The organism is Bacteroides fluxus YIT 12057, from assembly GCF_000195635.1.
Classification (GTDB): Bacteria; Bacteroidota; Bacteroidia; order Bacteroidales; family Bacteroidaceae; genus Bacteroides; species Bacteroides fluxus.
Window position 1 is genome coordinate 216,357 of the sequence record NZ_GL882623.1, and the last position, 25,468, is coordinate 241,824.

23 protein-coding genes and 1 tRNA gene are annotated in these 25,468 nt (G+C 46.0%); 7 read left to right on the forward strand and 17 right to left on the reverse strand.

The genetic code is table 11. The features are described 5' to 3' along the window. Positions 1-299: 299 nt before the first annotated feature. Entirely contained in the window at positions 300-842 is a 543-nt protein-coding gene (locus HMPREF9446_RS06690; protein ID WP_009124729.1) for an LbetaH domain-containing protein, read from the forward strand. Between the two features lie 416 nt (positions 843-1,258). On the opposite strand, the gene HMPREF9446_RS06695 is transcribed toward HMPREF9446_RS06690, so the two are convergent. The 3 genes from HMPREF9446_RS06695 to HMPREF9446_RS19285 are packed head-to-tail and all read right to left on the reverse strand — an operon-like array spanning position 1,259 to position 2,427. Next, positions 1,259-1,510 carry a hypothetical protein gene (locus HMPREF9446_RS06695; RefSeq protein ID WP_009124731.1) on the reverse strand — a complete coding sequence of 84 codons (252 nt, stop codon included), beginning with the start codon at positions 1,508-1,510 and terminating at the stop codon, positions 1,259-1,261. Between the two features lie 27 nt (positions 1,511-1,537). Beyond that, positions 1,538-2,284 (reverse strand): helix-turn-helix transcriptional regulator, encoded by a 747-nt coding sequence (locus HMPREF9446_RS06700; RefSeq protein ID WP_009124732.1) that lies wholly within the window; start codon positions 2,282-2,284, stop codon positions 1,538-1,540. A gap of 8 nt (positions 2,285-2,292) precedes the next feature. Further along, entirely contained in the window at positions 2,293-2,427 is a 135-nt protein-coding gene (locus tag HMPREF9446_RS19285; RefSeq protein WP_009124733.1) for a hypothetical protein, read from the reverse strand. 151 nt (positions 2,428-2,578) lie between these two features. Here HMPREF9446_RS19285 and HMPREF9446_RS06705 point away from each other — a divergent pair, with 151 nt between their 5' ends. Then, positions 2,579-2,974 (forward strand): MerR family transcriptional regulator, encoded by a 396-nt coding sequence (locus HMPREF9446_RS06705; RefSeq protein WP_039968711.1) that lies wholly within the window; start codon positions 2,579-2,581, stop codon positions 2,972-2,974. Between the two features lie 14 nt (positions 2,975-2,988). Here the strand turns inward: HMPREF9446_RS06705 and HMPREF9446_RS06710 are convergent, their stop codons facing one another. The 6 genes from HMPREF9446_RS06710 to HMPREF9446_RS06735 all read right to left on the reverse strand — a co-directional run bounded on the left by HMPREF9446_RS06710 (position 2,989) and on the right by HMPREF9446_RS06735 (position 10,235). Continuing rightward, the gene (locus tag HMPREF9446_RS06710; protein WP_009124735.1) at positions 2,989-5,247 is read right to left on the reverse strand and encodes a RelA/SpoT family protein; all 2,259 of its coding nucleotides are present in this window, start codon (positions 5,245-5,247) and stop codon (positions 2,989-2,991) included. Between the two features lie 74 nt (positions 5,248-5,321). Beyond that, a complete protein-coding gene (locus tag HMPREF9446_RS06715; protein ID WP_009124736.1) occupies positions 5,322-6,635 on the reverse strand; it encodes a lytic transglycosylase domain-containing protein in 1,314 nt (437 codons plus the stop codon). A gap of 29 nt (positions 6,636-6,664) precedes the next feature. After that, complete coding sequence (locus HMPREF9446_RS06720) at positions 6,665-7,504, reverse strand: DUF5683 domain-containing protein (protein ID WP_009124737.1); 840 nt, start codon at positions 7,502-7,504, stop codon at positions 6,665-6,667. Beyond that, positions 7,505-8,389: a ParB/RepB/Spo0J family partition protein gene (locus tag HMPREF9446_RS06725; RefSeq protein WP_009124738.1), complete on the reverse strand. Its 885-nt coding sequence runs from the start codon at positions 8,387-8,389 to the stop codon at positions 7,505-7,507. A 116-nt stretch (positions 8,390-8,505) separates the two neighbouring features. Further along, the gene (locus HMPREF9446_RS06730) at positions 8,506-9,276 is read right to left on the reverse strand and encodes a ParA family protein (protein WP_039968740.1); all 771 of its coding nucleotides are present in this window, start codon (positions 9,274-9,276) and stop codon (positions 8,506-8,508) included. 485 nt (positions 9,277-9,761) lie between these two features. Continuing rightward, positions 9,762-10,235, reverse strand: a complete 474-nt coding sequence (locus HMPREF9446_RS06735; RefSeq protein WP_009124746.1) for a DUF456 domain-containing protein — start codon at positions 10,233-10,235, stop codon at positions 9,762-9,764. A gap of 159 nt (positions 10,236-10,394) precedes the next feature. Here HMPREF9446_RS06735 and surE point away from each other — a divergent pair, with 159 nt between their 5' ends. From surE to HMPREF9446_RS06750, 3 genes are all read left to right on the forward strand, one after another. Further along, positions 10,395-11,159 carry a 5'/3'-nucleotidase SurE gene (gene surE / locus HMPREF9446_RS06740; RefSeq protein ID WP_009124747.1) on the forward strand — a complete coding sequence of 255 codons (765 nt, stop codon included), beginning with the start codon at positions 10,395-10,397 and terminating at the stop codon, positions 11,157-11,159. Between the two features lie 5 nt (positions 11,160-11,164). After that, complete coding sequence (gene lpxB, locus HMPREF9446_RS06745) at positions 11,165-12,316, forward strand: lipid-A-disaccharide synthase (protein ID WP_009124748.1); 1,152 nt, start codon at positions 11,165-11,167, stop codon at positions 12,314-12,316. A gap of 96 nt (positions 12,317-12,412) precedes the next feature. Further along, positions 12,413-13,150, forward strand: a complete 738-nt coding sequence (locus HMPREF9446_RS06750) for a NigD1/NigD2 family lipoprotein (protein WP_039968741.1) — start codon at positions 12,413-12,415, stop codon at positions 13,148-13,150. A gap of 82 nt (positions 13,151-13,232) precedes the next feature. Here HMPREF9446_RS06750 and HMPREF9446_RS06755 read toward each other — a convergent pair whose 3' ends face one another. The 3 genes from HMPREF9446_RS06755 to rsfS are packed head-to-tail and all read right to left on the reverse strand — an operon-like array spanning position 13,233 to position 16,505. Beyond that, complete coding sequence (locus tag HMPREF9446_RS06755; RefSeq protein WP_009124750.1) at positions 13,233-14,075, reverse strand: phosphatidate cytidylyltransferase; 843 nt, start codon at positions 14,073-14,075, stop codon at positions 13,233-13,235. Positions 14,076-14,087: 12 nt separating this feature from the next. Further along, positions 14,088-16,136: an ATP-dependent zinc metalloprotease FtsH gene (ftsH, locus tag HMPREF9446_RS06760; protein WP_009124751.1), complete on the reverse strand. Its 2,049-nt coding sequence runs from the start codon at positions 16,134-16,136 to the stop codon at positions 14,088-14,090. A gap of 9 nt (positions 16,137-16,145) precedes the next feature. Then, a complete protein-coding gene (gene rsfS / locus HMPREF9446_RS06765) occupies positions 16,146-16,505 on the reverse strand; it encodes a ribosome silencing factor (RefSeq protein ID WP_009124754.1) in 360 nt (119 codons plus the stop codon). Between the two features lie 219 nt (positions 16,506-16,724). Between rsfS and HMPREF9446_RS06770 the strand changes: the two genes are divergently transcribed. Continuing rightward, positions 16,725-16,795: transfer RNA gene (locus tag HMPREF9446_RS06770), tRNA-Gln, on the forward strand. Between the two features lie 182 nt (positions 16,796-16,977). Here the strand turns inward: HMPREF9446_RS06770 and HMPREF9446_RS06775 are convergent. The 3 genes from HMPREF9446_RS06775 to rsmA form a co-directional block, all read right to left on the reverse strand. Further along, a complete protein-coding gene (locus HMPREF9446_RS06775) occupies positions 16,978-18,831 on the reverse strand; it encodes a DUF349 domain-containing protein (protein WP_009124756.1) in 1,854 nt (617 codons plus the stop codon). A 108-nt stretch (positions 18,832-18,939) separates the two neighbouring features. Further along, on the reverse strand, positions 18,940-20,286 hold the full coding sequence (gene mgtE / locus HMPREF9446_RS06780; RefSeq protein ID WP_009124757.1) for a magnesium transporter: 1,347 nt from the start codon (positions 20,284-20,286) through the stop codon (positions 18,940-18,942). Between the two features lie 83 nt (positions 20,287-20,369). Beyond that, positions 20,370-21,164: a 16S rRNA (adenine(1518)-N(6)/adenine(1519)-N(6))-dimethyltransferase RsmA gene (gene rsmA, locus HMPREF9446_RS06785; RefSeq protein WP_009124765.1), complete on the reverse strand. Its 795-nt coding sequence runs from the start codon at positions 21,162-21,164 to the stop codon at positions 20,370-20,372. Positions 21,165-21,315: 151 nt separating this feature from the next. Between rsmA and HMPREF9446_RS06790 the strand changes: the two genes are divergently transcribed. After that, positions 21,316-22,299, forward strand: a complete 984-nt coding sequence (locus tag HMPREF9446_RS06790; RefSeq protein WP_009124767.1) for a lysylphosphatidylglycerol synthase transmembrane domain-containing protein — start codon at positions 21,316-21,318, stop codon at positions 22,297-22,299. Between the two features lie 382 nt (positions 22,300-22,681). On the opposite strand, the gene HMPREF9446_RS06795 is transcribed toward HMPREF9446_RS06790, so the two are convergent. Together HMPREF9446_RS06795 and HMPREF9446_RS06800 are read right to left on the reverse strand one after the other, a co-directional pair. Continuing rightward, the gene (locus tag HMPREF9446_RS06795) at positions 22,682-22,927 is read right to left on the reverse strand and encodes a hypothetical protein (protein ID WP_009124770.1); all 246 of its coding nucleotides are present in this window, start codon (positions 22,925-22,927) and stop codon (positions 22,682-22,684) included. A 284-nt stretch (positions 22,928-23,211) separates the two neighbouring features. Further along, positions 23,212-25,077: a tetratricopeptide repeat protein gene (locus HMPREF9446_RS06800; protein WP_009124774.1), complete on the reverse strand. Its 1,866-nt coding sequence runs from the start codon at positions 25,075-25,077 to the stop codon at positions 23,212-23,214. Positions 25,078-25,468: the final 391 nt, after the last annotated feature.

A 25,468-nucleotide genomic window follows, 5' to 3' on the forward strand; every position in this document is an offset into this window, starting at 1 on the left:
GACGCCATTGCCCTTCACCGCCAAAGGCAGAGACATGCCGTTCACTCAATGAGGCAATCATCATACTCACCGGAACAAAATTACAATTTTCCTCTTTATATCCGATAGCTTTTACCGTTTTTTTCATTACTCGGCAGCAAAAGGAGCCAGATAAGGAAGCGGCGCAGTCATTCCTCCCCGTCAGGCCTACCGCCATTGAACTTTACGGCAAATAACATTGGGCCTCACAGCAAAACAGCTGTGAGGCTTTTGCTTTAACTTTGTACCCGGAAACAGAACACATTAAATTCAGAACAACAATGAATGACATTTTTTCAAAGGACTTGAGCTGTGAAACGGTCTCACCGGATGAACCGGGTTACGAAGCGCTTATCAACGGCACTTTCCACACAATGGAGACCGCACAGGAGCTTGCAGCGGTAAGCGTACGCGACCAGAAACGTGTACATGGACTTATGGACGTGTTTCTCGGCAAGGAACTGCCCGGGAGCACAACGATGCTGCCGCCGCTCTACATTGATTACGGCAAGCCTGTGAGCATCGGAGAGCGGTGCTTCATACAGCAGTGTTGCACCTTCTTCGGCCGCGGCGGCATAGAAATCGGCAACGATGTCTTTATCGGTCCGAAGGTCAACCTCATCATCATCAACCACGATGCCGACCCCGACAACCGCAGTGCCACCTACGGACGGCGCATAGTTATTGAGGGCAATGCATGGATTGGCATCAGCACCACCGTCTTGCCCGGCGTGAGAATCGGATACGGTGCCATCGTAGGTACGGGCAGTGTGGTCAAGAAGGATGTTGAACCGATGACTGTCGTGGCGGGAAATCCGGTCTGAAAACGGCAGCCACACGCTTCCCCACCGCACGCTCGGTAATGCCCGAATACGAATAGACAATATCTCCACACTTGTGATGTGTATAGCTTGAAAAGCATATACAGACAAGTGATGAGTGTGATTGCCGTCCTTCGTATTCTTAAAGTTTACCAGACTTTTTAGTGAAGGATAAAAGCTACACTTTCATCAATAAACTATGTAATGTGTCCTAACCAGTCATGTTGGGACTTTGCAAAGCTACAAAAAGCTTATTGATTATCAAACTCAAAGGGGGGAGATTGTTATTCACTTTTCACAAAACTACGGTATATATACAATGTCAAAATGTTGCTCTATAAAAGCAGTCCAATAAATGAATAATAGAATGTCAATTAGGCAGAAAGGATAATACCATTTGCTGTGTCTTCGTAATAGCCCTAAAAGAAGAATACCCAATATAGGACAAATTTATGAACCGCATTTCCATATGTGGCAGACGGACGTTCTTGCCGAGAAGACTCGTAGCTGAAGTCGCGTTGCGGTGGGGAGGCGTTTTCGTTCAGGCTTCTTTCTAACATGTTTCTGTTCATGGAGTCTTGATAAGTATAATATCCGCAAATGGCAAAGAGGCAAAGTGTACCTATGCCTTTCAGAAGGTTGCTTCTGCTCTTGTAAGGATTGTTGCTCATGGTCTTCTATTTTTAGGTGATTGTTATTTAGGGACGTTTTGCTGTCACGCATTTCTTTGTCAGTGCCTCCTCATAAACCTTCCTCCCCCGTTCCCGCAGGTGTAGCGGTCTGATGACCGTTAGCGAACGGCTTCTTGAAAGCAGTGCCATCACGAAATCGTTGGTGATACGTAGACGGATTCTAATTCTGAATTCAGTCTCGTTGTTTATCAAAATCTCCTGCGAGTGGTGAAGGGGAACCGATTTCAGGAAATTACCGTCCAGTGCATCATAGCTAAGCTCAATCTCTTCAACGGGAATGTCTGCTTGATTCCAGATGCCGTAGCTGTCTTTAAATAGTTCCTCCACATTGATATTCATGTTGCGTTTGAATGTCTCTTCGTAAAGGATTCTGGGATTTTTGATGCAATCTGCACTGAACGTTTTCAGTATTCCGTTATCGTAGGCAAGGAGATACCATCTTTGCTGGTCTTCTTTCAGATAATGAGGCAGGACTTTCTTTTCGCGCATTTTACCGCTTTCGTGTACATAGAGGTAATTGAAAGATACCGGATGGGAAAACTTGATAGCTTTTATCAATAATGGGAGATACTCGCAATTCATCGGGCGGTGATGTTCTGCCAGTACGTATGTGTGCAGGTTGGAAGTGCTGTCGATGGCGTTCAGCAAATCAAAGTTCAGCAGCAGTCGTTCATACTGCTTTTTCTTCTGTTCATCTTCTTCGTCAATATAGTAGCCGTTTCGCTTCTTGTCGAAGCGGATGTGGATGCCCAAAAGAGAATCTATCTCGTTTCTCGCTCTTCCATGCGAAGCGATACGTAGCGTTCAAGTTCTTTGCGCGATACATATCGTTGTAGGCCTTTCAACTTGTTGATGATGACCAACATGCGTTGTAGCCCTTCTATTTTCTTTCCCATATCTTGTTTTGAATTGCATTTTCTGTAGGCAAATATAATGAGGCTGGGCGACAAAACGTGTCGTTCAGTGGAAATCTTGATGATTTATTCTCATCGGTGTATGGCAATTCAAAAAAGAAGCCTATTTTTGCGTAGAAAAGAAAAAAGTGCCATGCTGAATACTGATAAAAACTTGAAATTATATTACTCCATCAGCGAGGTGGCCGCCATGTTCGATGTCAACGAATCGCTGCTTCGCTTTTGGGAGAAGGAGTTTCCGCAACTCAACCCCAAGAAAGGAGGGCGGGGCATACGCCAGTACCGCAAGGAAGATATTGAAACCGTCAAACTCATCTATCATTTGGTCAAGGAGCGCGGCATGACATTACCCGGCGCGCGCCAGCGTATGAAGGATAATAAAGAAGCCACTCTTCGGAATTTCGAGATCGTTGACCGATTGAAGACGATTCGTGAAGAACTGGTGGGGATGCGTGATGCACTCGATGCGTTTACTTACGGACAGGTAGAAACATTGAAGGAGAATCTTGACAATTCTCCTTCCTTATAGTTCGTTCCTTCTGCTTAATCTTCTATTCTCACCACCTGTTTGATGTTCTGTATCTGTTTCAGGTTGTTGCAGATAGTGCGTACATCCTCCACATCATGCACGTAAAGCTGTATCTTTCCTTCAAAGATACCGTCGATGGTCTCGATGGTCAGTTTGCGGATGTTGACATTGAGCTGGCGGGAAATGACTTGGGTTACTTCGTTCAGCAGTCCCATGCAGTCTATACCTTTTATATATATGGTGACGAGGAAAGAAAGATCCTTGTGGGTATCCCATTCAGTGGCAATGATACGGTTGCCGTAACTGCTTTTGAGGCGGGCGGCAACGGGACACTGGCGCTTGTGGATGATTACCCGGTTTTCCTCATCGATATATCCCAGAACATCGTCACCGGGAATAGGGTGGCAACAGTCTGCCATGATATAGTTCTTGGAGATGGTTTCTTCGGTCAGCTTCAGAATCTGTTTGGTATTGATTTTCTCCTGCGGAACTTTTTCTTCCGGCTGCTCTTTGTTTTCTTTATTGTCCTTGTTGCCAAATGAAAAGGTGAGATACTTTTTCCAGTTGCTGCTCTGCTTTTCCTTGAATACATTCTTGTCTGCGTCACCCAATACAACCTTCTTGCTGCCGACGGCTACAAGCAACTCGTCCAAGGTATGGAATTTATGCAGTCTGGTCAGCTTGTCCAATGCGGCATCGTCAATGCGGATGTCTTCATTTTTGAAGAAGTCGGCTATGATGGTTTCACCTTCTTTTTGGTAAGCTTTGGCTTCTTTACGCAGAATAGCAGCTATTTTGGTGCGGGCACGGGCGGTTGTGGCGTATGCTTCCCATTCCGGTTGCACGCGTTGCGACTTCGAGGTCAGGATTTCCACCTGGTCACCGCTTTGCAACTTGTGGCTCAACGGAACCAGTTTATGGTTGACCTGGGCTCCGATGCAATGGCTGCCGATATCCGTATGCAACGAAAAGGCAAAGTCCAGTGCGGTAGAGTTTTGCGGCATTGTCTTGAGGTCACCTTTCGGAGTGAACACGAATATTTCCGATGCAAACAGGTTCAGTTTGATGGTATCGAGGAAGTCGATGGCATCCGGTTGCGGGTCGTCCAGAATTTCCTTGATGGTACGCAGCCATTTCTCCAGTTCGCCTTCATCTTCACTGCCTCCGCCTTCTTTGTATTTCCAGTGGGCGGCAAACCCTTGTTCGGCCACATCATTCATGCGCTCACTGCGGATCTGGACTTCAATCCATTGTCCGTTGTTGCCCATCAGCGTGACGTGAAGAGCCTGGTAACCGTTGGCCTTGGGGTGGCTGACCCAGTCGCGCAGGCGGTCGGGGTGTGGTTTGTATATTTTGGAGATGGAGACATAGATGCCGAAGCAGTCGTTCAGCTCCTCTTCCATATTGCGCGGTTCAAAGATGATGCGTACGGCAAGCAGGTCATAGATTTCTTCGAAAGGCACATGCTTGGTCTGCATCTTGTTCCAGATGGAATAGATGGATTTCACCCGGGCGAGGATACGGTATTTCAGTCCCATCTTATCCAATTGGGCACGTATGGGGGCGGTGAAGTCCTTGAATACCTTGTCGCGCTCAACGGCGGTGGCTTCCAGTTTCTTTTCTATTTCGCGGTATTCCTCGGGATGCTCGTATTTGAAACTCAGATTCTCGAGTTCGGTCTTTATCTTGTATAATCCCAGCCGGTTGGCAAGCGGGGCGTAGATGTAAAGGGTCTCACCGGCTATCTTGAACTGCTTGTTGGGCAGCATGGAGCCAAGCGTGCGCATGTTGTGCAGGCGGTCGGCTATCTTGATAAGGATGACACGGATGTCGTCGGACATGGTAAGCAGCAGCTTCTTGAAGTTCTCTGCCTGTGCGGAAGCCCGGTCTCCGAAGATGCCGCCGGAAATCTTGGTCAGTCCGTCCACGATCTGGGCAATCTTCGGGCCGAAGATATTCTCGATATCTTCCACCGTATAATCGGTATCTTCCACCACATCGTGCAGCAGGGCGGAACAGATGGAAGTAGAACCCAGGCCAATCTCCGTGCAGACAATTCTGGCCACGGCAATGGGGTGGAGTATGTAGGGTTCTCCCGAACGGCGTTTGATACCCTTGTGTGCCTGGTTGGCGAAGTTGAATGCCTTGGTTATGATCTCGACACGTTTGCGGTGTTTGGTTGCCAAATAGTCGTTCAACAGTTCCTGGAATGCCTGTTCAATCATTTCTTCTTCGGCTCTCTCTTTCTCCTTCTGGCTTATATGTTCTTCCATATACTGTTCTCCTTATTTCAATTCACTTTTTGCAAAAATAAGCAAATTTCAACACCGGACAAACGTTTCTGGCTTTATTTATATATCTTCAAGCGCTTTCCTGCCGAGATTCTGGTGCTGCGCAGTCCGTTCCAACTTTTTAACTGATTGACGGTGACGCCATATTTACGGGCAATGCTTCCCAAGTTCTCTCCGCTACGGATTTTATGATAGGTGACATCGCCTGTGGCGGCACTTTTACCGGAACGTGATTTGGAGTAGCGTGTGTCGGAAACGGCTACCGTCCTGCGGTTCTTGAACAGTTCATCGCTGCGGTGTGCATAAATGGTATCTTGCCTGTCGATAAATGTACTGATGTAATTCATTGGGAGGCGTAGCGTCTGCGGCTTGCTGTCTCCCGGAATGATATTCCTTTTGTATTGCGGGTTCAGGCTCTTTATTTCGTCCATGTTGATACCGCAGATATCGGCTATCTGTTCAAAATGGAGATTACGGTTTACCTGTACGGTATCTGTTGCGTCCGGAATATTGGTCTCCATCGGGCAGATATTGTGCTTGCAATAATAAGTCATTACATAATTGGCTGCGATAAAGGCAGGTACGTAGCCGCGGGTTTCTTTGGGCAGGTAATTGTAGATTCCCCAATAGTCCGTTTTACCGCCGGAGCGGCGGATGGCCTTGTTGATAGTGCCCGGTCCGCAGTTGTAGGCGGCAATCACCAAGTTCCAGTCTTTGTAGATTTCGTACATGTCCCGCAGGTAACGGGCTGCTGCCCAAGTTGCTTTAATGGGGTCGCGGCGTTCGTCCACGAGGCTGTTGCTTTCCAGTCCGTAAATCTTGCCTGTACCGATCATGAACTGCCAAAGCCCGGAAGCTCCGGCACGGGATATGGCGGAAGGGTTGAGGGCAGACTCGATGATGGGAAGATATTTCAGTTCGAGCGGCAGATTGTAGGCGTCCAAAGCTTCTTCGAAGATGGGCATATAGAAGTTGCATGCGCTCAGCATGAAGGCTACGTGGTTGCGCAGGCGTCCGGCATACATGTCGATGAACTTGCGTACGATTTCGTTGTATGGCATTTCCATGACGGTCGGCATGCGTGACAGACGGTCTATATAGACGGAATCACTGAACTGGGGGTTCTCGGTGGAAGTGCTGCAGTCTTTTCCCAAGTCAATGTAGTTCTTGGCTTTCCAGTCCGTGAACAGGCTGTCCAGAGGATACGTCATGCTTTTGGGCAGGTCGATGGTTTCCTTGCGCTCCGTTCCGTTTTCATGGATAAGTACATCTACGCTTTCTTGCGCCTGTGTCAGCGGCGCGAGAAAACTGCAGAACAGCAATGAGGAACTTATGATGATTTTCTTCATATAGGCGGGGTTATTGGTCATGAGTAATTATGCTTTAAGTTTGGTTGGTTTTAAAATCTGAAACTGCATTGCACACCTACGGATTTGTTGGAACTGCCGGTCATCTGATTGTTGATAACCGCAGGCTCCACCCTCATGCTGAGATCCGGGGTGATATCGAAATTGGACAATTCCGCATCTACGTAAGCATCTACGACGGACAGCAGATAGACACCGATGAAGGCGAAAATGCTCAAGTCGCGGTAACGGCGGTACGTGTCTTTTCGCTTCCGCAGGGTTTCGGTGAGTTGGGTTTTGGAAACTTTGTCCACGTATCCGGGAGGCAATAAATCGGTGATGCTGCTCGAATCCCATTTCTCATTGACGGCATCCTTATAGGCTTGCGAATAGTCCTTATACATCTTTCCGTTCCAGGTAAGGGCGTAGGCGCAACCGGCAAATCCTCCGTAGAAAATGGGTAATTTCCAATACTTGCGGTTGTAGATCTGTCCTCCACCGGGAATCACGAGTGCGAGCCAGGTTGCCTTGGTGGGATTCGGAACCCATACCTTGGGGTTTATGGCCTTTCTCAACGTATCTGCCGGAACGGGCTGTTCCTTTATTTCCGGACTGGCGGTCATCTCAAGCAATTTTTTCTTGTTCTCGGCCGCAATGCTGTCTGCCAAGGCGATACTGCCCGGTTGGGACTTCGGCGAGATTTCTGCATTCAGACTGTCGGTCTGCGGGTGCAAGGGTTGGCGTGCGGTTACAAGGGTGTCCGGTTGCAGACGGTGTATGCGTTTGGCGGCAGCACGCGGGCGGTTTTGGCCATACATAGCAATCCCTGTCGTCTGTAGGATACAGAGCAACAGGGCTATACTGATCTGGTATATTCTTCTTCTCTTCGTCATTTATTTCTTCAGCGTATCAAGAATACCGATGATACGTTCCAATTCTTCTTCGTTACTGAACGGGATACTGATTTTACCTTTACCTTTCTCCGAGCAAGTGAGCTGTACTTTCGTGTTGAAGAACCCCGAAAGCTGTTGTTTCAGCATATTGAACTCTTCGGGCAGCTTGGCACGCTTGGGGGCGATTTTGCGGCTGCCGCTTTTTACGGTTTCACCTTCGCTGAGGGATTTTACAATCTCTTCCACTTTGCGGACGGAATAACCGTGTTCCAGGATTTCCTCGTATATTTTTACCTGTAGCTTAGGGTCTCCCAAGGTTACCAAGGCACGGGCATGCCCCATGTCTATCTGCTTGTTTTGCAGTCCCATCTGTACGGGCGCAGGCAGTTTCAATAACCGCAGGTAGTTGGCGATGGTGGTGCGCTTCTTGCCCACACGCTCGCTAAGGCGCTCTTGCGTAAGTCCGTATTGCTCCAGCAGGTGCTGGTAGGCGAGGGCTATTTCCACGGAATTCAAGTCTTCGCGCTGTATGTTTTCAATAAGCGCCATTTCCATGACATTTTCGTCATCGGCGGTGCGTATATAGGCAGGGATACTTGTCAGCCCGGCAAGTTGTGAAGCGCGGAAACGGCGTTCTCCTGCGATGATCTGATATTCTTCGTTGTCCAGCTTGCGTAAAGTGATGGGCTGGATAATTCCTATTTCTGCGATAGAGTCGGCAAGTTCCTGCAGCGCCGTCTGGTCGAATTCACGGCGGGGCTGGTTAGGATTGACGATGATTTTCGACAATTCTATTTCATTGATGGAGGAAGAGCCTTCAGTACGGACTTCGTCCATGGAAAACAGGGCATCCAACCCACGTCCTAATGCATTTCTTTGTGCCATCTATTTTATTTACTGTTTATTCCCTACGGTCATGACACATCTCTTATCTTTGACACATAGGTACGTTGACGATTTACAATTTACAATTTGGTTGCACATGAATCATTGGCTGTCAATCACCGCTTTTCATTCCTGCTGATCAGTTCCTTGGCAAGCGCCATGTGATTCTTGGCTCCCGTGGAGTCCGCATCGTAAAGGATGGTAGGCAGGCCATAGCTGGGAGCCTCACTGAGTTTCACGTTACGCTGGATGACGGTACTGAACACCAGCTCCTGGAAGTGGCGTTTCACTTCGTCATAAATCTGGTTGGCCTGTCGCAGGCGTGAGTCGTACATGGTCAGCAGAAAACCTTCGATTTCGAGTGCCGGGTTCAGTTTGGACTTGATGATTTTAATGGTGTTCAACAATTTGCTGATCCCTTCCAATGCAAAATATTCCGCTTGGACAGGGATGATAACGGAGTCGGCGGCGGTCAGTGCATTGACTGTAATCAGCCCTAGCGAGGGAGAGCAGTCTATCAAGATATAATCAAACTCTTCTTTCAGCGGGGCAAGTACTTCTTTCAGTATCTTCTCGCGGTTCTTGAGGTTGAGCATCTCTATTTCGGCGCCTACTAAATTGATGTGGGAGGAGATTACTTTCAGCGTTTCTATCTCCGTGTCATGAAGAGCGTTGCGCACGTCTGCACGGTCGATAATGCACTCATAAATAGTACATTCCGACTGCTTGATGTCCACACCTAAGCCTGACGAAGCATTGGCCTGGGGATCTGCATCTACAACGAGCACTTTCTTTTCAAGCGTGGCGAGTGAGGCTGCGAGGTTGATTGTCGTCGTAGTCTTGCCTACACCACCCTTTTGGTTTGCCATAGCAATTATTTTTCCCATAATTTCCATATTTTATCGGCAGCGAAATAAGTGATAATTCCGTATAGCACCTACTAAAAAAGAGAAAGATTGCAAAAACGGTTGATAAGTCGGCTATTTTGTTAATAACTCCACGGGGTAGTAGCGCGTCGTGTGGCATTATTGTAACCGCTTGGGGCTATCTTCCTCTATATTAGCGGACAAATATACATATTAATATTGAAATGCAGTAGCTTTTTTGCCTCGCTTGCGGAAGATTAAGATTTATTTTCCCTCTCTGCCGGGGGGCTTCCATCATTTATCAAACTCTGTTCACAGGCTGCGAATATATATTCAGAGGTTGCGGATATATGTTCTAAGGTTGTGAATATGTATTCGCAGCCTGTGAACAGAGAATACTCTTAACTCCTACGACCTTTAGTACCTGTAGAAAAAAAGTTTTCTGCCACTACCTTGCAATTTTTCAGTTGATGTCTGGGCCGTCGTTCCGCTATACCGTCGTTCCGCTATACCAGAGTTTCAATGAATAGCCAGCTGAAGTAACCGCATACCACGAATTTGAGTACCGTGCCGAAAAGGAATCCCACCAGGGAGCCGAATCCCGATTTCAACGCTTCCCCGGTTTCTCTGCCACCCAGTAACTCTCCGAAGAAAGCACCGAGGAAAGGTCCGAGGATGATTCCCCAAGGCATGAAGAACAGTCCGGCAACAGTGCCTATGAGGCATCCGCGGGTGCCCCACCGGCTGCCTCCGCTGTATTTGCTGCTCAGCATGGGGATGAAGTAGTCGAGTACCTGCAGAAGAATGACGACGAACAGCCAGGTAAGTAGTTGGGCGGTGGTGAATGAGGCCTTGTCCGTGAAGTGCAGGAGCAGCAGGCCGGCATAGGCTACCGGGGGGCCGGGGATTACCGGCAAGATGCATCCCGCCAGTCCTGCGGCCAGGCAGAGAATGCCAAGGATGATGAGAAGTATATCCATGAGGTTGATATTTTGGTTTGAAAACAAAAATACTGACTATAAGGTTTTATAAGATGAATTATGGTTGAAAATCTGTCTTTATTAACTATTTTTGCCTCAAAAGTGAAGATGGACTGAGGTTTGCGCTATCTTTGCACAACAATAATAAAGAATCATGTTATGGAAAATCAGAGACCTTTGATATTGATTTCCAATGATGACGGCATCATTGCGAAAGGCATTAGCGAGTTGATCAAGTTCCTCCGTCCATTGGGGGAGATTGTGGTAATGGCACCGGATACCCCGCGTTCCGGCAGTGCTTCTGCGCTGACGGTCACGGAACCGATTCATTATCATTTGCTCCGTAAGGATGTGGGGCTGACGGTTTATAAATGTTCCGGTACCCCGGCTGATTGTGTGAAACTGGCTTTTCATACCGTACTTGACCGCAAGCCCGACCTGGTGGTGGGCGGCATCAATCATGGGGACAATTCATCCGTCAACGTACATTATTCCGGTACGATGGGGGTGGTGATTGAAGGCTGTTTGAAAGGGGTACCTTCCATCGGCTTTTCGCTCTGCAGCCATGAACCGAATGCCGACTTCGAACCGGCCGGTCCCTATATCCGCGAGATAGCCCGCCAGGTATTGGAAAAAGGGTTGCCTCCGTTGACTTGCTTGAATGTGAATATTCCGGATACCAAAGAACTGAAAGGTATTAAGGTCTGTGAGCAGACCAAGGGACAATGGATCAATGAATGGGAAAACTTTGCCCATAGGGGAGACGCTCACTATTATTGGTTGACGGGCGAGTTTGAGAACAATGATGCGGAAAACGAGAAGAATGACCATTGGGCGCTTGAAAACGGCTATGTGGCAATCACTCCGACTACTGTGGATGTCACCGCCTATGGTCTGGTGGAAGAACTCAAAACCTGGTTTTAAAGCACATGAAGTATTACTTGATTGTCGGTGAGGCTTCCGGTGATTTGCATGCCTCCCATCTGATGGCCGCCTTGAAAGGGGAAGATCCGCAGGCGGAATTCCGTTTCTTCGGCGGAGATATGATGGCGGCTGTCGGCGGGACGATGGTGAAGCATTACAAGGAGCTGGCCTATATGGGCTTTATTCCTGTGTTGCTGCATCTGCGTACTATTTTTGCCAATATGAAACGTTGCAAGGAGGACATTGTGGCATGGCAGCCGGATGTGCTGATCTTGGTGGATTATCCGGGGTTTAACCTGAATATAGCCAAATTCGTGCATGCCGAAACGCAAATCCCCGTCTTTTATTATATCTCTCCCAAGATATGGGCATGGAAAGAGTACCGCATCAAGAATATCAAACGGGATGTAGATGAATTGTTTTCAATCCTCCCTTTCGAAGTGGAGTTCTTTGAAGGAAAGCACCGGTATCCGATACATTATGTCGGTAATCCGACCATGGATGAAGTGACGGCTTTTCTTTCTTCCGCTCCGGAGGAGGCCTTTGAAGATTTTGTACGGGCTGACGGACTGCCTTCAAAGCCTGTCATTGCCATACTGGCGGGTAGCCGTAAGCAGGAGATCAAGGATAATCTGCCCGACATGCTCCGGGCGGCTTCTGCTTTTACCGGGTATCAGCTGGTGTTGGCGGGCGCTCCGGGTATTGCTCCTGAATATTATGAACAATATATGGGAGGTGCGGACGTGAAAATCATCTTTAACCGGACGTTCCCTTTGTTGCGGCAAGCTACGGCCGCATTGGTCACTTCGGGGACCGCCACGCTGGAAACGGCTCTGTTCCGTGTGCCGCAGGCGGTTTGTTACCATACTCCGATGGGAAAAGTAATCGCTTTTCTGAAGCGCCATGTGCTGAAAGTGAAATACATCTCTTTGGTCAATCTCATTGCCGGCCGGGAGGTGGTGAAGGAGTTGGTTGCCGACACGATGACGGTAGAGCAGGTGCGCTCGGAATTGGGACGTATCTTGTATGATGAGGAGTATCGCAGGCAGATGCTGGAAGGTTATGAATACATGGCATCCCGGCTGGGAGAAGCGGGGGCGCCGAAGCATGCCGCGCACGAAATGGTGACGTTGCTTCGGGAACGTTACGGGAAATAACCGTATTTTAAGAATTTGTTAAAAAGGATAGAGCCGGTGCAGTAAATGCCCGGCTTTTGTATTTTCTATACAGAAATAAACGAAAAGACTTTGATTATGAAAAAACTGCATGGCTTGTTTATGGCAATATGCCTGGCCGTGATACCGGCATTGCAATCGTGTGACGATGTTGAGGGTTATTCCCTTGGGGATATGACGCCTCCTTTATGGGCTACTGTACGTGTAACCGGAAGTGCTTTTTATTTGGATTGTGACGTGTGGGGAACCCTTTGGCCTGTGAATACAAACATGGGCTGGTATAACCCGGCAGACGGACAGCGGGTGATTACCACATTCAATCCTTTGTGGGATAATTACGAGGGTTTTGACCATGCCGTGAAAATTCTTACTTTGGAGCAGGTGCTGACTAAGGAAGTGGAAACTTTGACTCCGGAGAATGACGGGGATTTTGGCAATGATCCTGTCTATGGGGCAAGTATGGGGATAAGCGGTGGATATATGAATCTGTATTTTACTCAGAACTTACCTGCCAAGACCCGGCATCGCATCAGCCTGGTACGTCCGGCTGATGACAAGGAACTGTATGGTGAAGATGGCTATATTCACCTGGAACTGCGTTACAATACTTATGATGATGTGACCGGAATTCCCCAACCTGCTGTCGTGTCGTACAATCTGAATAGTTTGGACATGACTTCCGAGACCAAAGGTATCAAGCTGAAACTGAATTCGGGAGAGGACGGAGAGACGGAAGTTGTCTTCGAACGGGAAAGTCCGGATGATAATACGGAGAAGATGCGCAACCTGGATTTGTCAAAAGTGCAATTGAAATAAGTGTGTTATGTAATAGTAGTGCGGAGGGCATGGATACTTTTGACGGTTCCGTGCCCTCCTTTTATTTTGACGGTCCAAAGTCTTATTGGAATATAGTCAGGATGTACAGGTAAACTACTGCAGCGGGAATTGCCATCAAGGCACTGTCGAAACGGTCGAGCATGCCTCCGTGTCCCGGCAGGATATTGCCGGAATCCTTAATGCCCAGTTGGCGTTTCATCAATGATTCGGTCAAGTCTCCCCAGGTACCGAAGATGACGACGGTTACTGCCAGTCCTGCCCATTGCCATACGGGCATGAATGGGAAGAAATGGGCGAATGCAAAAGAGGAAGCTATGGAAAAAATACCGCCGCCGATACTGCCTTCCCATGATTTCTTAGGTGAGATACGTTCGAAAAGACGATGTTTGCCTATCATTGACCCCACACAATATGCACCTGTATCGCTCAGCCAGATGAACACGAAAATGGAAAGGGGGAGGATCGGATTGTACGTTACGCTGCTGATCTCCGGCGTGTTCTGGAAAGCCAGTACATTCAGCAGGGCAAAGGGCAAGGCTACGTATAGCTGGCTGAGCATGGAGAATGCCCAGTTGCCTATCGGGTTCTTTTTCTTCAGATACAGTTCGGTAATCATCAGATAGAGCAGTAATGCCAGGTAGGGAAGAAATACGCGTGCGTCTGTTGCCTGCGTACAGAATCCCATTAAGGCAAGGAACAGATAGGCGCCTCCCAGGCCGGCGATGGCTTTGTTGATGCTGACTTCTCCGCTTTGGTTCATCAGATGGGTGAATTCATAGACGCTCAGCGCACTGATCAAGGTAAACAATATACCGAATGAAAGGGGGCTGTAAAGAATACAGCCCACCAATACTACTACAAATAACACACCTGTAACGGCGCGTTGGATAAAGTTGTTTTTCACGGTGTTTCCGTTTTAATTTTTAGAATCTTTATGCTCTTTCTCTTCTTTTGTCACCTCTTTCTCTTCGTCCTTCACTTCTTTCTCTGCTTCTGCAGCAATCTTGGCCTCCTTTTCTTCCGCCTTTTTCAGTTCATCGGATACCTTGGTTGCACTGATGATTTCTTCTGAACGGGAAGCCCACGGGCGTTTTCCGAAGATTTGTTCAACGTCCTCTGCGAAGATAACTTCTTTGTCTATCAGCAATTGCGCCAGTTTGTTGTGTCCTTCGCTGTTGTCGGCAAGGATTTGCTTGGCGCGCTGGTATTGTTCATTTACCATCTTCTTCACTTCTTCGTCAATCAGCTCGGCGGTCTTTTCGCTGTACGGACGGTTGAAAGAGTATTCGTCATTGTTATAATAGCAGAGATTGGGCAGTTTTTCGCTCATGCCTAAATAAGCGATCATGCCGTATGCCTGTTTGGTTACGCGTTCCAGGTCGTTCATGGCTCCGGTGGAGATTCGGCCCAGGAATAAGTCTTCGGCTGCGCGTCCGCCTAAAGTGGCGCACATCTCGTCCAGCATTTGTTCCTTAGTGGTGATCTGGCGTTCTTCCGGAAGATACCAGGCAGCGCCTAAGGCACGTCCACGGGGCACGATGGTTACTTTAATCAGCGGATTGGCATATTCCAGCAACCAAGAGATGCTGGCATGGCCCGCCTCATGGATGGCGATGGAACGGCGTTCCTCTTCCGTGGTGATTTTGGTCTTCTTTTCCAGGCCGCCTACAATTCTATCTACAGCATCCAGGAAGTCTTGTTTGCCGACAAATTTCTTGCCGTGGCGTGCCGCGATCAGTGCGGCTTCATTGCAGACGTTTGCGATGTCCGCGCCGGAGAAACCGGGAGTCTGGCGGGCCAGCAAATCAACATCTACCGTATCATCTATCTTGATGGGGCGCAGATGTACGCCGAACACCTCTTTGCGTTCGTTGAGGTCGGGCAGATCCACATGTATCTGGCGGTCAAAACGTCCGGCACGTAACAGGGCCTTGTCCAGAACATCTACACGGTTGGTGGCGGCAAGGATGATTACACCGCTGTTGGAGCCGAATCCGTCCATTTCTGTCAATAGCTGGTTCAGCGTATTTTCACGTTCGTCATTACCACCCATGGCGGCAGCTTTGGCACGGGCACGTCCTACCGCGTCAATTTCGTCAATGAACACGATGCAGGGAGCTTTTTCTTTAGCCTGGCGGAAGAGGTCACGGACACGGGAAGCACCCACGCCGACAAACATTTCCACAAAATCGGAACCGGCCAGTGAAAAGAACGGTACATTGGCTTCTCCGGCTACGGCTTTGGCGAGCAAGGTCTTACCTGTTCCCGGAGGGCCTACGAGCAAGGCTCCCTTAGGTATCTTGCCTCCCAGGTCCGTGTATTTCTGGGGCTCTTTCAGGAACTCTACAATTTCTTCCACTTCTTGTTTGGCACCCGCCAGTCCGGCAACGTCCTTGAACGTGACTCTGACCGGAGAGCCTTTTTCGAACAGCTGGGCCTTGGATTTTCCTACGCTGAAGATACCTCCGCCTCCGCCCATGCCGCCTCCGCTCATACGGCGGGACATGAAAATCCAGAAACCTATAAGGAATGCGAATGGCAAGATTTGCCAGAGGATAGCGGTGAAGTAGTTACGCTTCTTTTCGTAGCTGATGGAACCGTCAAAACGTGCTTCGTCCTTTTCTTTCTGTATGAAGTTGCCTAAACTTTCACGCGAAGGCGCTTCGGTGGTAATGAGAGGATTCTTGCCGACACGGGCGGAATCCTGGCGGAATACATTCTTCACGTATTGCGGTTTGATATACGCTTCCACCGAGTTGTCATCATAACCGATGACTTTACTGACATAGCCATCTTTTACATATTGTTGGAACTCGTCATAAGAGATGTTCTTGGCAGCTGTGCCGTTTTCGTTGGTGAGATACAATCCCAAAAGCATCATGGCTATGATCATATACAGCCAGTTCAGGTTGAACTTGGGCATATTTACTTTATTGGGTTTCTTATTGCTGGTATTATTATCCATATGTCTAAATTAATCAAGGTCGGGGATTTGAGTTAGTTTGGCGTCGGCCCAAAGGTGTTCCAGGTTATAGAATTCCCTTGCTTCCGGCAAGAATACATGCACTAAAACGTCGGAATAGTCCATGGCTACCCATTCGGCGTTGCGCAGCCCGTCAATGGCAAAGGGTTTGCTGTCGGCGCCTTTGCGGGCGAAATCTTTTACGGATTCAACGATGGCTGTCACTTGGCTGGGGGAATTTCCTTGGCAGATGACGAAATAGTTGCATATTGTATCGTCTATTTGGGTGAGATCGGCAATGACGATCTTCTTTCCTTTTTTATCTTGAATACCTTCTGTTATTTGTTGAATAAGTTTTTTTGCGTCGTTCATTATACATTATTATATTAAAACTGTTGACAAATATACGTTGATTTCTCATATCAAACACGTAAAAGAGGAAAAGTCTTTCAATTTTTGATTTTTTTTAGGTATCTAATTCTTTGGAAAACGGTGTCTTATTAGTTTTTTAGAAAAAAAACACTGATTTTTGTTTTGAATTATAGAAAACTTTGTATCTTTGCAACCGCAAAACAGAAATGAACTTGTCATTGGGCTATGGTGTAATGGTAACACTACAGATTCTGGTCCTGTCATTCCTGGTTCGAATCCAGGTAGCCCAACAAACTTACAGTTTATTTAAGTCAAAAACCCACTAAAATCGCAAGTTTTAGTGGGTTTTTTATTCTTTGGGCAAGGCGGGGCTGTACGTGGAGTCAAGGATCAATGTAAAAACTAAATAAAAGAATCCGCCTCTCTAAACAATGTCGTAGAGAGGCGGATTCTTTTTTATGACCCTTGGACGTTATTCTTCGTTCTTGATATTTTCATCAATCACTTTGATTTTCTCTTTTACCAATTCTATATCTGCTTTCAGCTTTTCAACTTTACGGTTAATTTCGGTCAGCAGGCTGTTGCCCTTCTTTGAAGAAGTAGTCAGGAAGCCGAGATTGTTCTCATAGGTCTGTAACTCGTTTTTCATGTTTTCAAAGGCACGGACCAATTTCTCGCGTTCCCTGTAGAGTGCTTGCGGACTACCTTCTTGAATGGAACTGATGGAAGATTTGAAATTACTTAGCTTTTTATTGGAGGCGCTGATATTGAAACGCTCAAACAGTTTGTCCACTTGGCTATGGTATTGCTTGTAAATCTTGTCTTTCTCTTTGAAGGGGACATGGCCTGTGCCGTTCCATTCTTTCATCAGTTCACGTACCAACTGTGTGGCTTCTTCCGTTTCTATATCCTCACTGATGCCGTTCAGTTTTTCGATGATGGCCTTCTTCTTCTCTAAATTCTCCTGCTCGATGGAACGTTGTGAGGAAGTGGCTTTATTCTTTTGTTCAAAGAAATAGTCGCAGGCGGAGATGAAACGTTTCCATACGGCATCTGAATATTTCTTGGCTACCGGACCGACGGTTTTCCATTCTTTTTGCAACTTGGTCAGCTCGTCAGAGGTCGCTTTCCAATCAGTGCTGTCTTTCAGAGCTTCCGCCTTTTCACACAAGGCACGTTTCTTCTCCAGGTTTTCGTTCATGCCTTCTTTCAAGGCCTTGAAGAACTCTCCTTTCTTGCGGAAGAAATCATCGCATGCTTTACGGAAACGTTCGAAGATTTTCACGTTCATTTTCTGCGGTGCGAAACCGATGGTTTTCCATTTGTTCTGCAAGGCTATGATTTCTTGTGTCTTGTTTTCCCAAGAAGCAAAATTGGTCAGTTCACCGTAATCTATGGCTTCAATGATTTCACAAATCACTGTCTTCTGGTCAAGATTATGTTGTTCCGCCTCCTTTAATGCCTCGAAGTGCTGTTGGTGGCGGCGGTTTACGGTAGTGGATGCGGCCTTGAAGCGCGTCCAGATTTCATCCCGTAGTTCCTTGGCTACCGGTCCTGTATCGCGGAACTCCTGGTGCAGTTTCTGTAACTGGTGGAATGCGGATACTACATCCGGCTCATCTGCCAGCTTTTCGGCTGCTTCACAAAGGTGGTTCTTTATTTCCAGATTCTTCTTGAAGTCGTATTCACGGAATTCATTGTTCAGCTTCAAAAGGTCGTAGAACTTCTCTACATACAGCTGGTAATTTTTCCAAAGTTCGTTTACTTTGGCTTGTGGCACAAGTTTCACTTCGTTCCATTGCTGCTGTAGTTTCTTGAATTCCGTGTAGCTTTTGTTGGCGTCATCCGGAGATTCTACCAGCTCTTTCAGTTCCTCAATGATGGAGAGCTTGATTTGCAGGTTCATCTCTTTCTGCTTTTCCAACTCGGCGGTAAGCGTATTTCTTTTATCTTTGATGACGGACATGATATTCTTGAATTCCTCTTCCACACTGTCAGTCTGGGGGATGAATTCTTCTGCGGCGCCTCCATTTTCAATGAATAGCTTCTTGGCCGCTTCCAGCTCAGTATTGTGTAGCTTGTAGAAAGCTTGTTTCAGACCGTCGATTTCAGCTTTGGCTGCATTTTCCACGTCTGCGGCAATTTCTTTCAGCTTGACAAGGATATCTTCCTTGGTGAATTTCTGAGCAGGCTCTACCGGCTTTTCCGAAATTGTTTCCTCAGCCGAAGTTTCTGTTGTTGCCGGTTCAGAAACCTCTGCTGCCTTCTTTTCTTCTTCTAATTCCACCGGCTTTTGGGGGAGATTAGTGTCATGAGTGTCCGTCATTGTATTTACTTTTTAGAAACGGGATACCCCGTTTGGGTTACATTAAGCTACAAATTAATGAAATAAATTAATTACTTCATACTTTTTTCCTGTTTTTTTTCTGTCTACCTAAGATAATAGTACGGTGATGCCCATATACAACATCATGCCTATGATGTCATTGGTAATGGAGATGAACGGGCCGGTTGCAATGGCAGGGTCAACTTTCAGCTTTTCCAGAGTCATGGGCACCAGCGTGCCGAATATGGAAGCAAACATGACTACGGCGAACAAGCTGATGGATACGGAGTAAGTGACAGTGGCCGCACCGCCGAACCGGATAAAATTATAGATATATACCAACAGGGAAATAATGGTGGCATTGATGATCGCTACAACGGATTCCTTGGCTATTTGCTTGAAAGTGTCCTTGGCGTCCAGCGAACTGTTGGCAAGCCCTTGTACGATGATGGCGGAGGATTGTGTCCCCACGTTTCCCCCTGTGCCGCCAATCAGCGGAATGTATAGTGCCATTTCAGGATGTGCGGCAAAGGTTGCGTCGAAATTGCCCAATATCATGGAGTTGCCGATGCCTCCCAGCATTCCGATGAGCAGCCACGGAAGGCGGGCGGAAGTCTGGCGCATTACGTTGTCGTCCGTTTCTACGTCTTGTGACAAACCGGATGCCAATTGGTAGTCGCGTTCCGACTGCTCACGTACTTCATCCATGACGTCGTCCACGGTAATCTGTCCCACCAAGCGCCCGATACTATCAACTACAGGAACGGCTACCAAGTCGTATTTTTCGATAATCTGCGCCACTTCGTCAATAGAAGTATCTACGTGGACGGAGATGGGTTCTTTTCTCATGACATGCTTCACTTTGGAGACGGACGGTGAAGTGATCATCTTTTTCAGTGGAAAAACACCTTGGAGGCGTTCCTCGTCGTCAATGACATATACGTAATAGATCTCGTCCAGTTTCTCGGCTTGCAGGCGCATCTCTTTCAGACATTCCGGCATACTCCAGTTCTCGTTGACGGTCACCATTTCTGTACCCATCAAACCACCGGCAGTGTCTTCGTCGTATTTCAATAGGTCAACGATGTCGCCTGCCTGCTCTATGTCTTCAATATGGGAGAGGATTTCTTCCTGCTTGTCCTCATCGAGCTCACGCATCAGGTCAACGGCATCGTCCGTGTCCATATAGTCCACGAAACGTTTGGCAATGGTTTCGGACGGGAGTATTTCCAGAAACTCTTTCCGGACGTCCTCGTCCATTTCCACCAGTACGTCTGCTGCTGTTTCATTATCGAGGAGACGATAAACGAAGCGGGCTTCTTCCGGATCCAGATCATTGCATAGTTCTGCGATATCCGCCGGGTGAAGGTCTGTCAGAAGTGACTTGACGTTATCTGCGTCCTTTTGCTCAATGAGGCTTTTGACCTTGTCAATGTATTCTTCGTTTATTTCCATATTATAATTGAGTTAAAGCTTCACCCCCGGCCCTCTCCGAAAAGGGGGAGAGATTGGGTTGTGGGGTTATTGTTCGGTACTAATTAGACCGGAAGATTCTTAATGGCCTCTTCCACCCGATTGGTCAAATCAATGAATTCCTGTACCGAAAGTTGTTCGGGACGTTTGTTGAACAGAATGTCTTCCGTCAATGGACAATCTTTACCGAGTATCGGTTTGATGGAATTCCGGAGAGTCTTGCGACGCTGGTTGAAAGTAGTCTTCACTACCTGTTTGAATAATTTCTCGTCGCATCCCAATTGCCGGGTGTCGTTGCGTGTCATGCGGATGACGGCGCTTTTCACCTTGGGGGGCGGATTGAATACGTGTTCGTGGACGGTGAACAGGTATTCCACTTTATACCACGCCTGTATCAGTACGCTCAGTATGCCGTAAGTCTTACTTCCGGGACCGGCGGCGATGCGTTCGGCAACTTCTTTTTGGATCATGCCAGTACAGCAGGGGATAAGATCTTTGTTTTCCAGCATTTTAAAGAATATCTGGCTGGATATGTTATAAGGATAGTTTCCCGTCAGCACGAAAGGGTTTCCGTCGAACAACCGTTGCAGGTTCATTTTGAGGAAATCGTCCTCGATAATCTTGTCTTCCAGTTCGGGATAGGCCTCCCGCAGATAGGCTACCGATTCAAAATCGACTTCCACGACCTTGACGGGGCGTTCTTTCTTTACCAGAAACTGGGTCAATACCCCCATGCCCGGACCTACTTCCAATACGGGAAGTCCGGGACACGCATCTACCGTGTCGGCTATATCCTGTGCCACTTTGAGGTCTTTCAGGAAATGTTGGCCGAGAAACTTTTTAGGTTTAACTAATCTCATGTATCAACTAAATCGTTACTTTTGCAGCGCGAATACGGGTTACCGATGCCTTCCCTCTCCGTTCTGCGGAGCAAAGGTAATTCTTTTCAATGAAGAATGAAGAATGAAGAATGAAGAATTTGGCCGGGTGCCCTGAATAAACCGTGACGGGATGAATAAATTGCTAAAAAAGACACTGAAAATCGTCTTGCCTATTTTTTTAGGTGGCTTTATCCTCTATTGGGTGTATCGTGATTTTGACTTCGCGCGGGCGGAGGAAATATTGCTGCATGGTACAAACTGGGGATGGATGTTGTTGTCGTTGCTTTTCGGTGTGATGAGCCACGTGTTTCGCGGTTGGCGTTGGAAACAGACTCTGAAGCCGTTGGATGCTTATCCTAAAACGAGTGATTGTGTAGATGCCATCTTTGTCTCATACGCCACGAATTTGATATTGCCCCGTGTAGGTGAAGTTTCCCGTTGTGGGGTACTCGCCAAATACGATCATGTTTCTTTTGCCAAATCTTTGGGGACGGTTGTTACCGAACGTCTGGTCGATGCACTTTGTATCCTTCTGATTACAGGGCTCACTTTCCTGATGCAGATGCCTGTATTCCTTCGTTTCTTTGAAGAAACAGGAACCAAGATACCCTCGCTGATGCACTTGCTGGTTTCCCCCTGGTTTTACGTCTCTTTGTTCAGTGTCATCGGGGTGTTGGTACTTCTGTATTATCTTCTGCGCATGCTTTCCTTTTTCGAGAAAGTGAAGGGGGTGGTACTGAATATCTGGGAAGGTGTGATGTCGCTCCGCAATGTAAAGAATGTCCCTTTGTTCATCCTTTATACTTTGCTTATTTGGGCTTGTTATTTTTATCACTTCTATATTACTTTCTATTGCTTCCAGTTTACGGAACACCTCAGTTTCCTTGCCGGTCTGGTCATGTTTGTCGGCGGAACTTTTGCAGTGATAGTTCCCACTCCCAATGGAGCGGGACCTTGGCATTTTGCAGTTATCACCATGATGATGCTCTATGGGGTGGATGCTACGGATGCCGGTGTCTTTGCATTGATTGTGCATGGCATACAGACGCTGTTGGTTATTGTGTTGGGTATCTATGGTTGGTTGCATCTTTCATTGGTGAACCGGTCGAAATAGTGGAACTTACCAGCGGGATAGTGGAATGTTTCCTATTGACAGATGCTCCCTCCATTGGTCTAACTTCCGTTTCCATTTTTTTACTCCAACTATATAACTCTATGAGGTAATTCCAGTTGTTCAGTGTGTCTTTTATATCTTCGGTTATCAATGTTTGGTTACATAGAGGTAGTAGCGTTTGTAAGTCCTGCGGACGATAAACGGCGCAATTATCGGAAAGTACAATCTGCCGTTCCATGATTGGTCAATACTATGAATTGATGTTCTGGATGGTCTATGCTGTACCTTTTTATGACTTTGTATATTTGCGGATAGTAACCCGTACCCGACCTGTTTCCGGCCTTATGTCAAAAAGAAGTTCAAATATTTGCAGAAGTTGGTTTTAGTTGTTGCTCTCTGGGGTTAATCCTAATGCTGTATAGAGATTTGTGCCATCATAATGGTACGTACATTGATATTTGTCATAAAGAATATCTATACCTAAGTCGTAGCGTAAATAAGCAAGGTATTCAAAAAGCACAGAACGGGAGAGTTCCAGCTTTTTTGCAAATTCTACGGGAGTGCCTGTACATCGGTGTTGAATCATGAAGTCCATGCGAAGTACTTTCTTTAAATCAATTCGTTTCATGATAGTTAATTTTAGAGTTGGATTTTGAATCTTACATGCTGAAGTGCCCTTCCAGATGCCTTGTCTTCAAGTCTGTTAATTCTAATAATACACGTACAAGTTGTGTTTTTGTTTCTTTAGTTTTCATAATCTTAATTATTTTTGATTTGTTACGAAGATAGGGCATATTTGAATAATATTTATAGACATAGCATGGACTTGATATAGACATGATAAAAAGGTAATGAATTGTAACACAATTTATTGCCTTTGATGCGAAAATGGAAAAATGGACAAGGTATTCTTTAGAAGTCCCAAATCCATAAATCTAGGGTGTAGCCTTCTTTAAAAACATCAACTTGTTGTGCAATGCGCTCCTTTAACCGATATTTTTGCTTGGATACAGAAGCAGGAGATATACCCAAGGCAGTGGCGATATTTGTATTGCCCATGCTGAGTTTGATTAGGCAGCAAAGATGTAGATCGTATTCAGTGAGTGCAGGTACTTTTTTAGATAGTCTTTCCGTGAAATTGTCGAATATGGCATTGATTGTTTTTTCTATGTCATTCCATTGCGCGGTATCTATGTATTTGGGAGTTATTATGAGATTATTTAATATTTTACTGTTCTTCACCAACTGATTGGATAGCGTTTTTTCCCTATCGTGCAGGCGCTGGCTTTCCTCAGCCAATTCACTCAACTTTTTCAATTCTTCAGATTGTGCGTTGAGCGAAGAAGAGTATTGCTCTATGTTTTCTTGAAGCACTTGATTTTCACTAGTCAACACTTCATTCTGTTGCTGTATTTCTGAATATGTTTTGCTGAGCTCTTTTAGTTGCTCCTGCATATCCTTATTGGCTTCTATTTGTGCCATAAGTTCTCCCATTCGTAGCTGATTGCGCTTGATAAGGAGCTCGTTCTCGCTTATCTTGATTGTATTTCTACGTAAGTCCTCTTCTTTCTTTTGTATAGTACGCTCTTTTTTCATCAATTTGCGTTGATAAATATAGATGAGGGTAGCTATCAGACAAATCAGTATAACAAGTCCTATGAGTGCGTTGCGGGTACTTTTATCTTTCTCTATTTTCAACTGATTCTTTTCATTAATGAGTTTCTGTTGATTATACCTTTCTTGCATTTCGGCTAATTCTTGGCTTCTATACGAACTGTATAATGAATCCAAACCGTTCAACAGTTTGTCACTATAAAACAAAGCTTCTTTGTATTTTTGTTTTTTCTTGCTTAAATTATATAGGATGCGGTAAGCGCTATTTACCGTGCGAGGACTTTTTTCAAATGCTATAACTCGATCCAAATAATAATATGCAGAGTCTGTTTTTCCGGTTCTGCTGTAAATATCTCCGATTACTAAATTTATTTGTCCTTTTATTGATTCTGTACTGTTATATTTAATAGCTTGTTTTACATAGTACAAAGCTTGTTCATAATCTTTGGTTTCTGTATAGATCCCTGCGAGTTCGTTTGAAGCAATTATAATCTTTTTTATATTATGATTCTTTTCTGCAATTTTAATCGTTTTCTTGTAACATTCAATGGCAAGATTAAATTTCTTTTGTATAGAGTAGGTTCTACCAAGATAAATCAGCGAAGAAGTGATATATTCGATATTATTGGATTTAAGTGCATATCGATATGCTTTATTGAATGCATTCAGCGCATATTCTTTATAGGAACGAAACACATATATGTTACCTAATTGGGCATTGACTAAATAGCATAGCTGATAATCGTCGGTTTTTTCTGCATAGTCTGCGGCTTCCAAAAAAAACTTTTGCGCTTCTTCTATTTTCTTACTTTTATGTAGAATTCCTCCTTTTAAATATAGCACCAATGCCTTTCGCTGTGCATTTTCTCGTTTCATGAAATAAGTATATGCTATATTGGCTAGGGAGTCGTTTTGCTTTATAAACATCTTATATTTAGCTTGTGTCATGAGTAATGCCCAAGTTGCATTCTCTAATTTATGCGAAGCTTTCGGAATCTGCATTTTTTGCAGTAGATGCAAGGCGCTGTCAGGGTGTTCGTATATGATTGCTTCTGCCTGTATTAATTCGGGTAGCAATACAGAAGTATTTCCTTTTTTTGAACAAGCTGCAATTGTTATAATAATGATTGCCAATATTACAACTATATAATATGTGTTCCTCATAGCCGTTTGTTGTTAGAATTCTAATATTCGCAAATCTAAAACTTTTCTTGAAAAAAAGAAAGGTTTTGCTTAAATATTGATACAACAGAGCACGACTTTCATTTAAGCTTTGAATTAGCCCCTTGACTTGCTTGCTTCATTTCCATAAAGAGATTAATCCTAAATCCTTGTCTGCCTTATATCTTTTATGCTCACAGCTTATTCTGTACTTCGTCCCAGGTACGTGGGCCCGTCGGTTCAGGTAGGTGGGCTCGTCGGTTTACGTGCCTGAACCGACGGGCCCACGTACCTGGGACGAAGTACAGAATAAGGCCTGCAAGCATTCTGCATGATACTTTTCCGCATTAAGTATAAGTCCTACAAAGAAAAGACACCTGTTTCCTAAAGGATG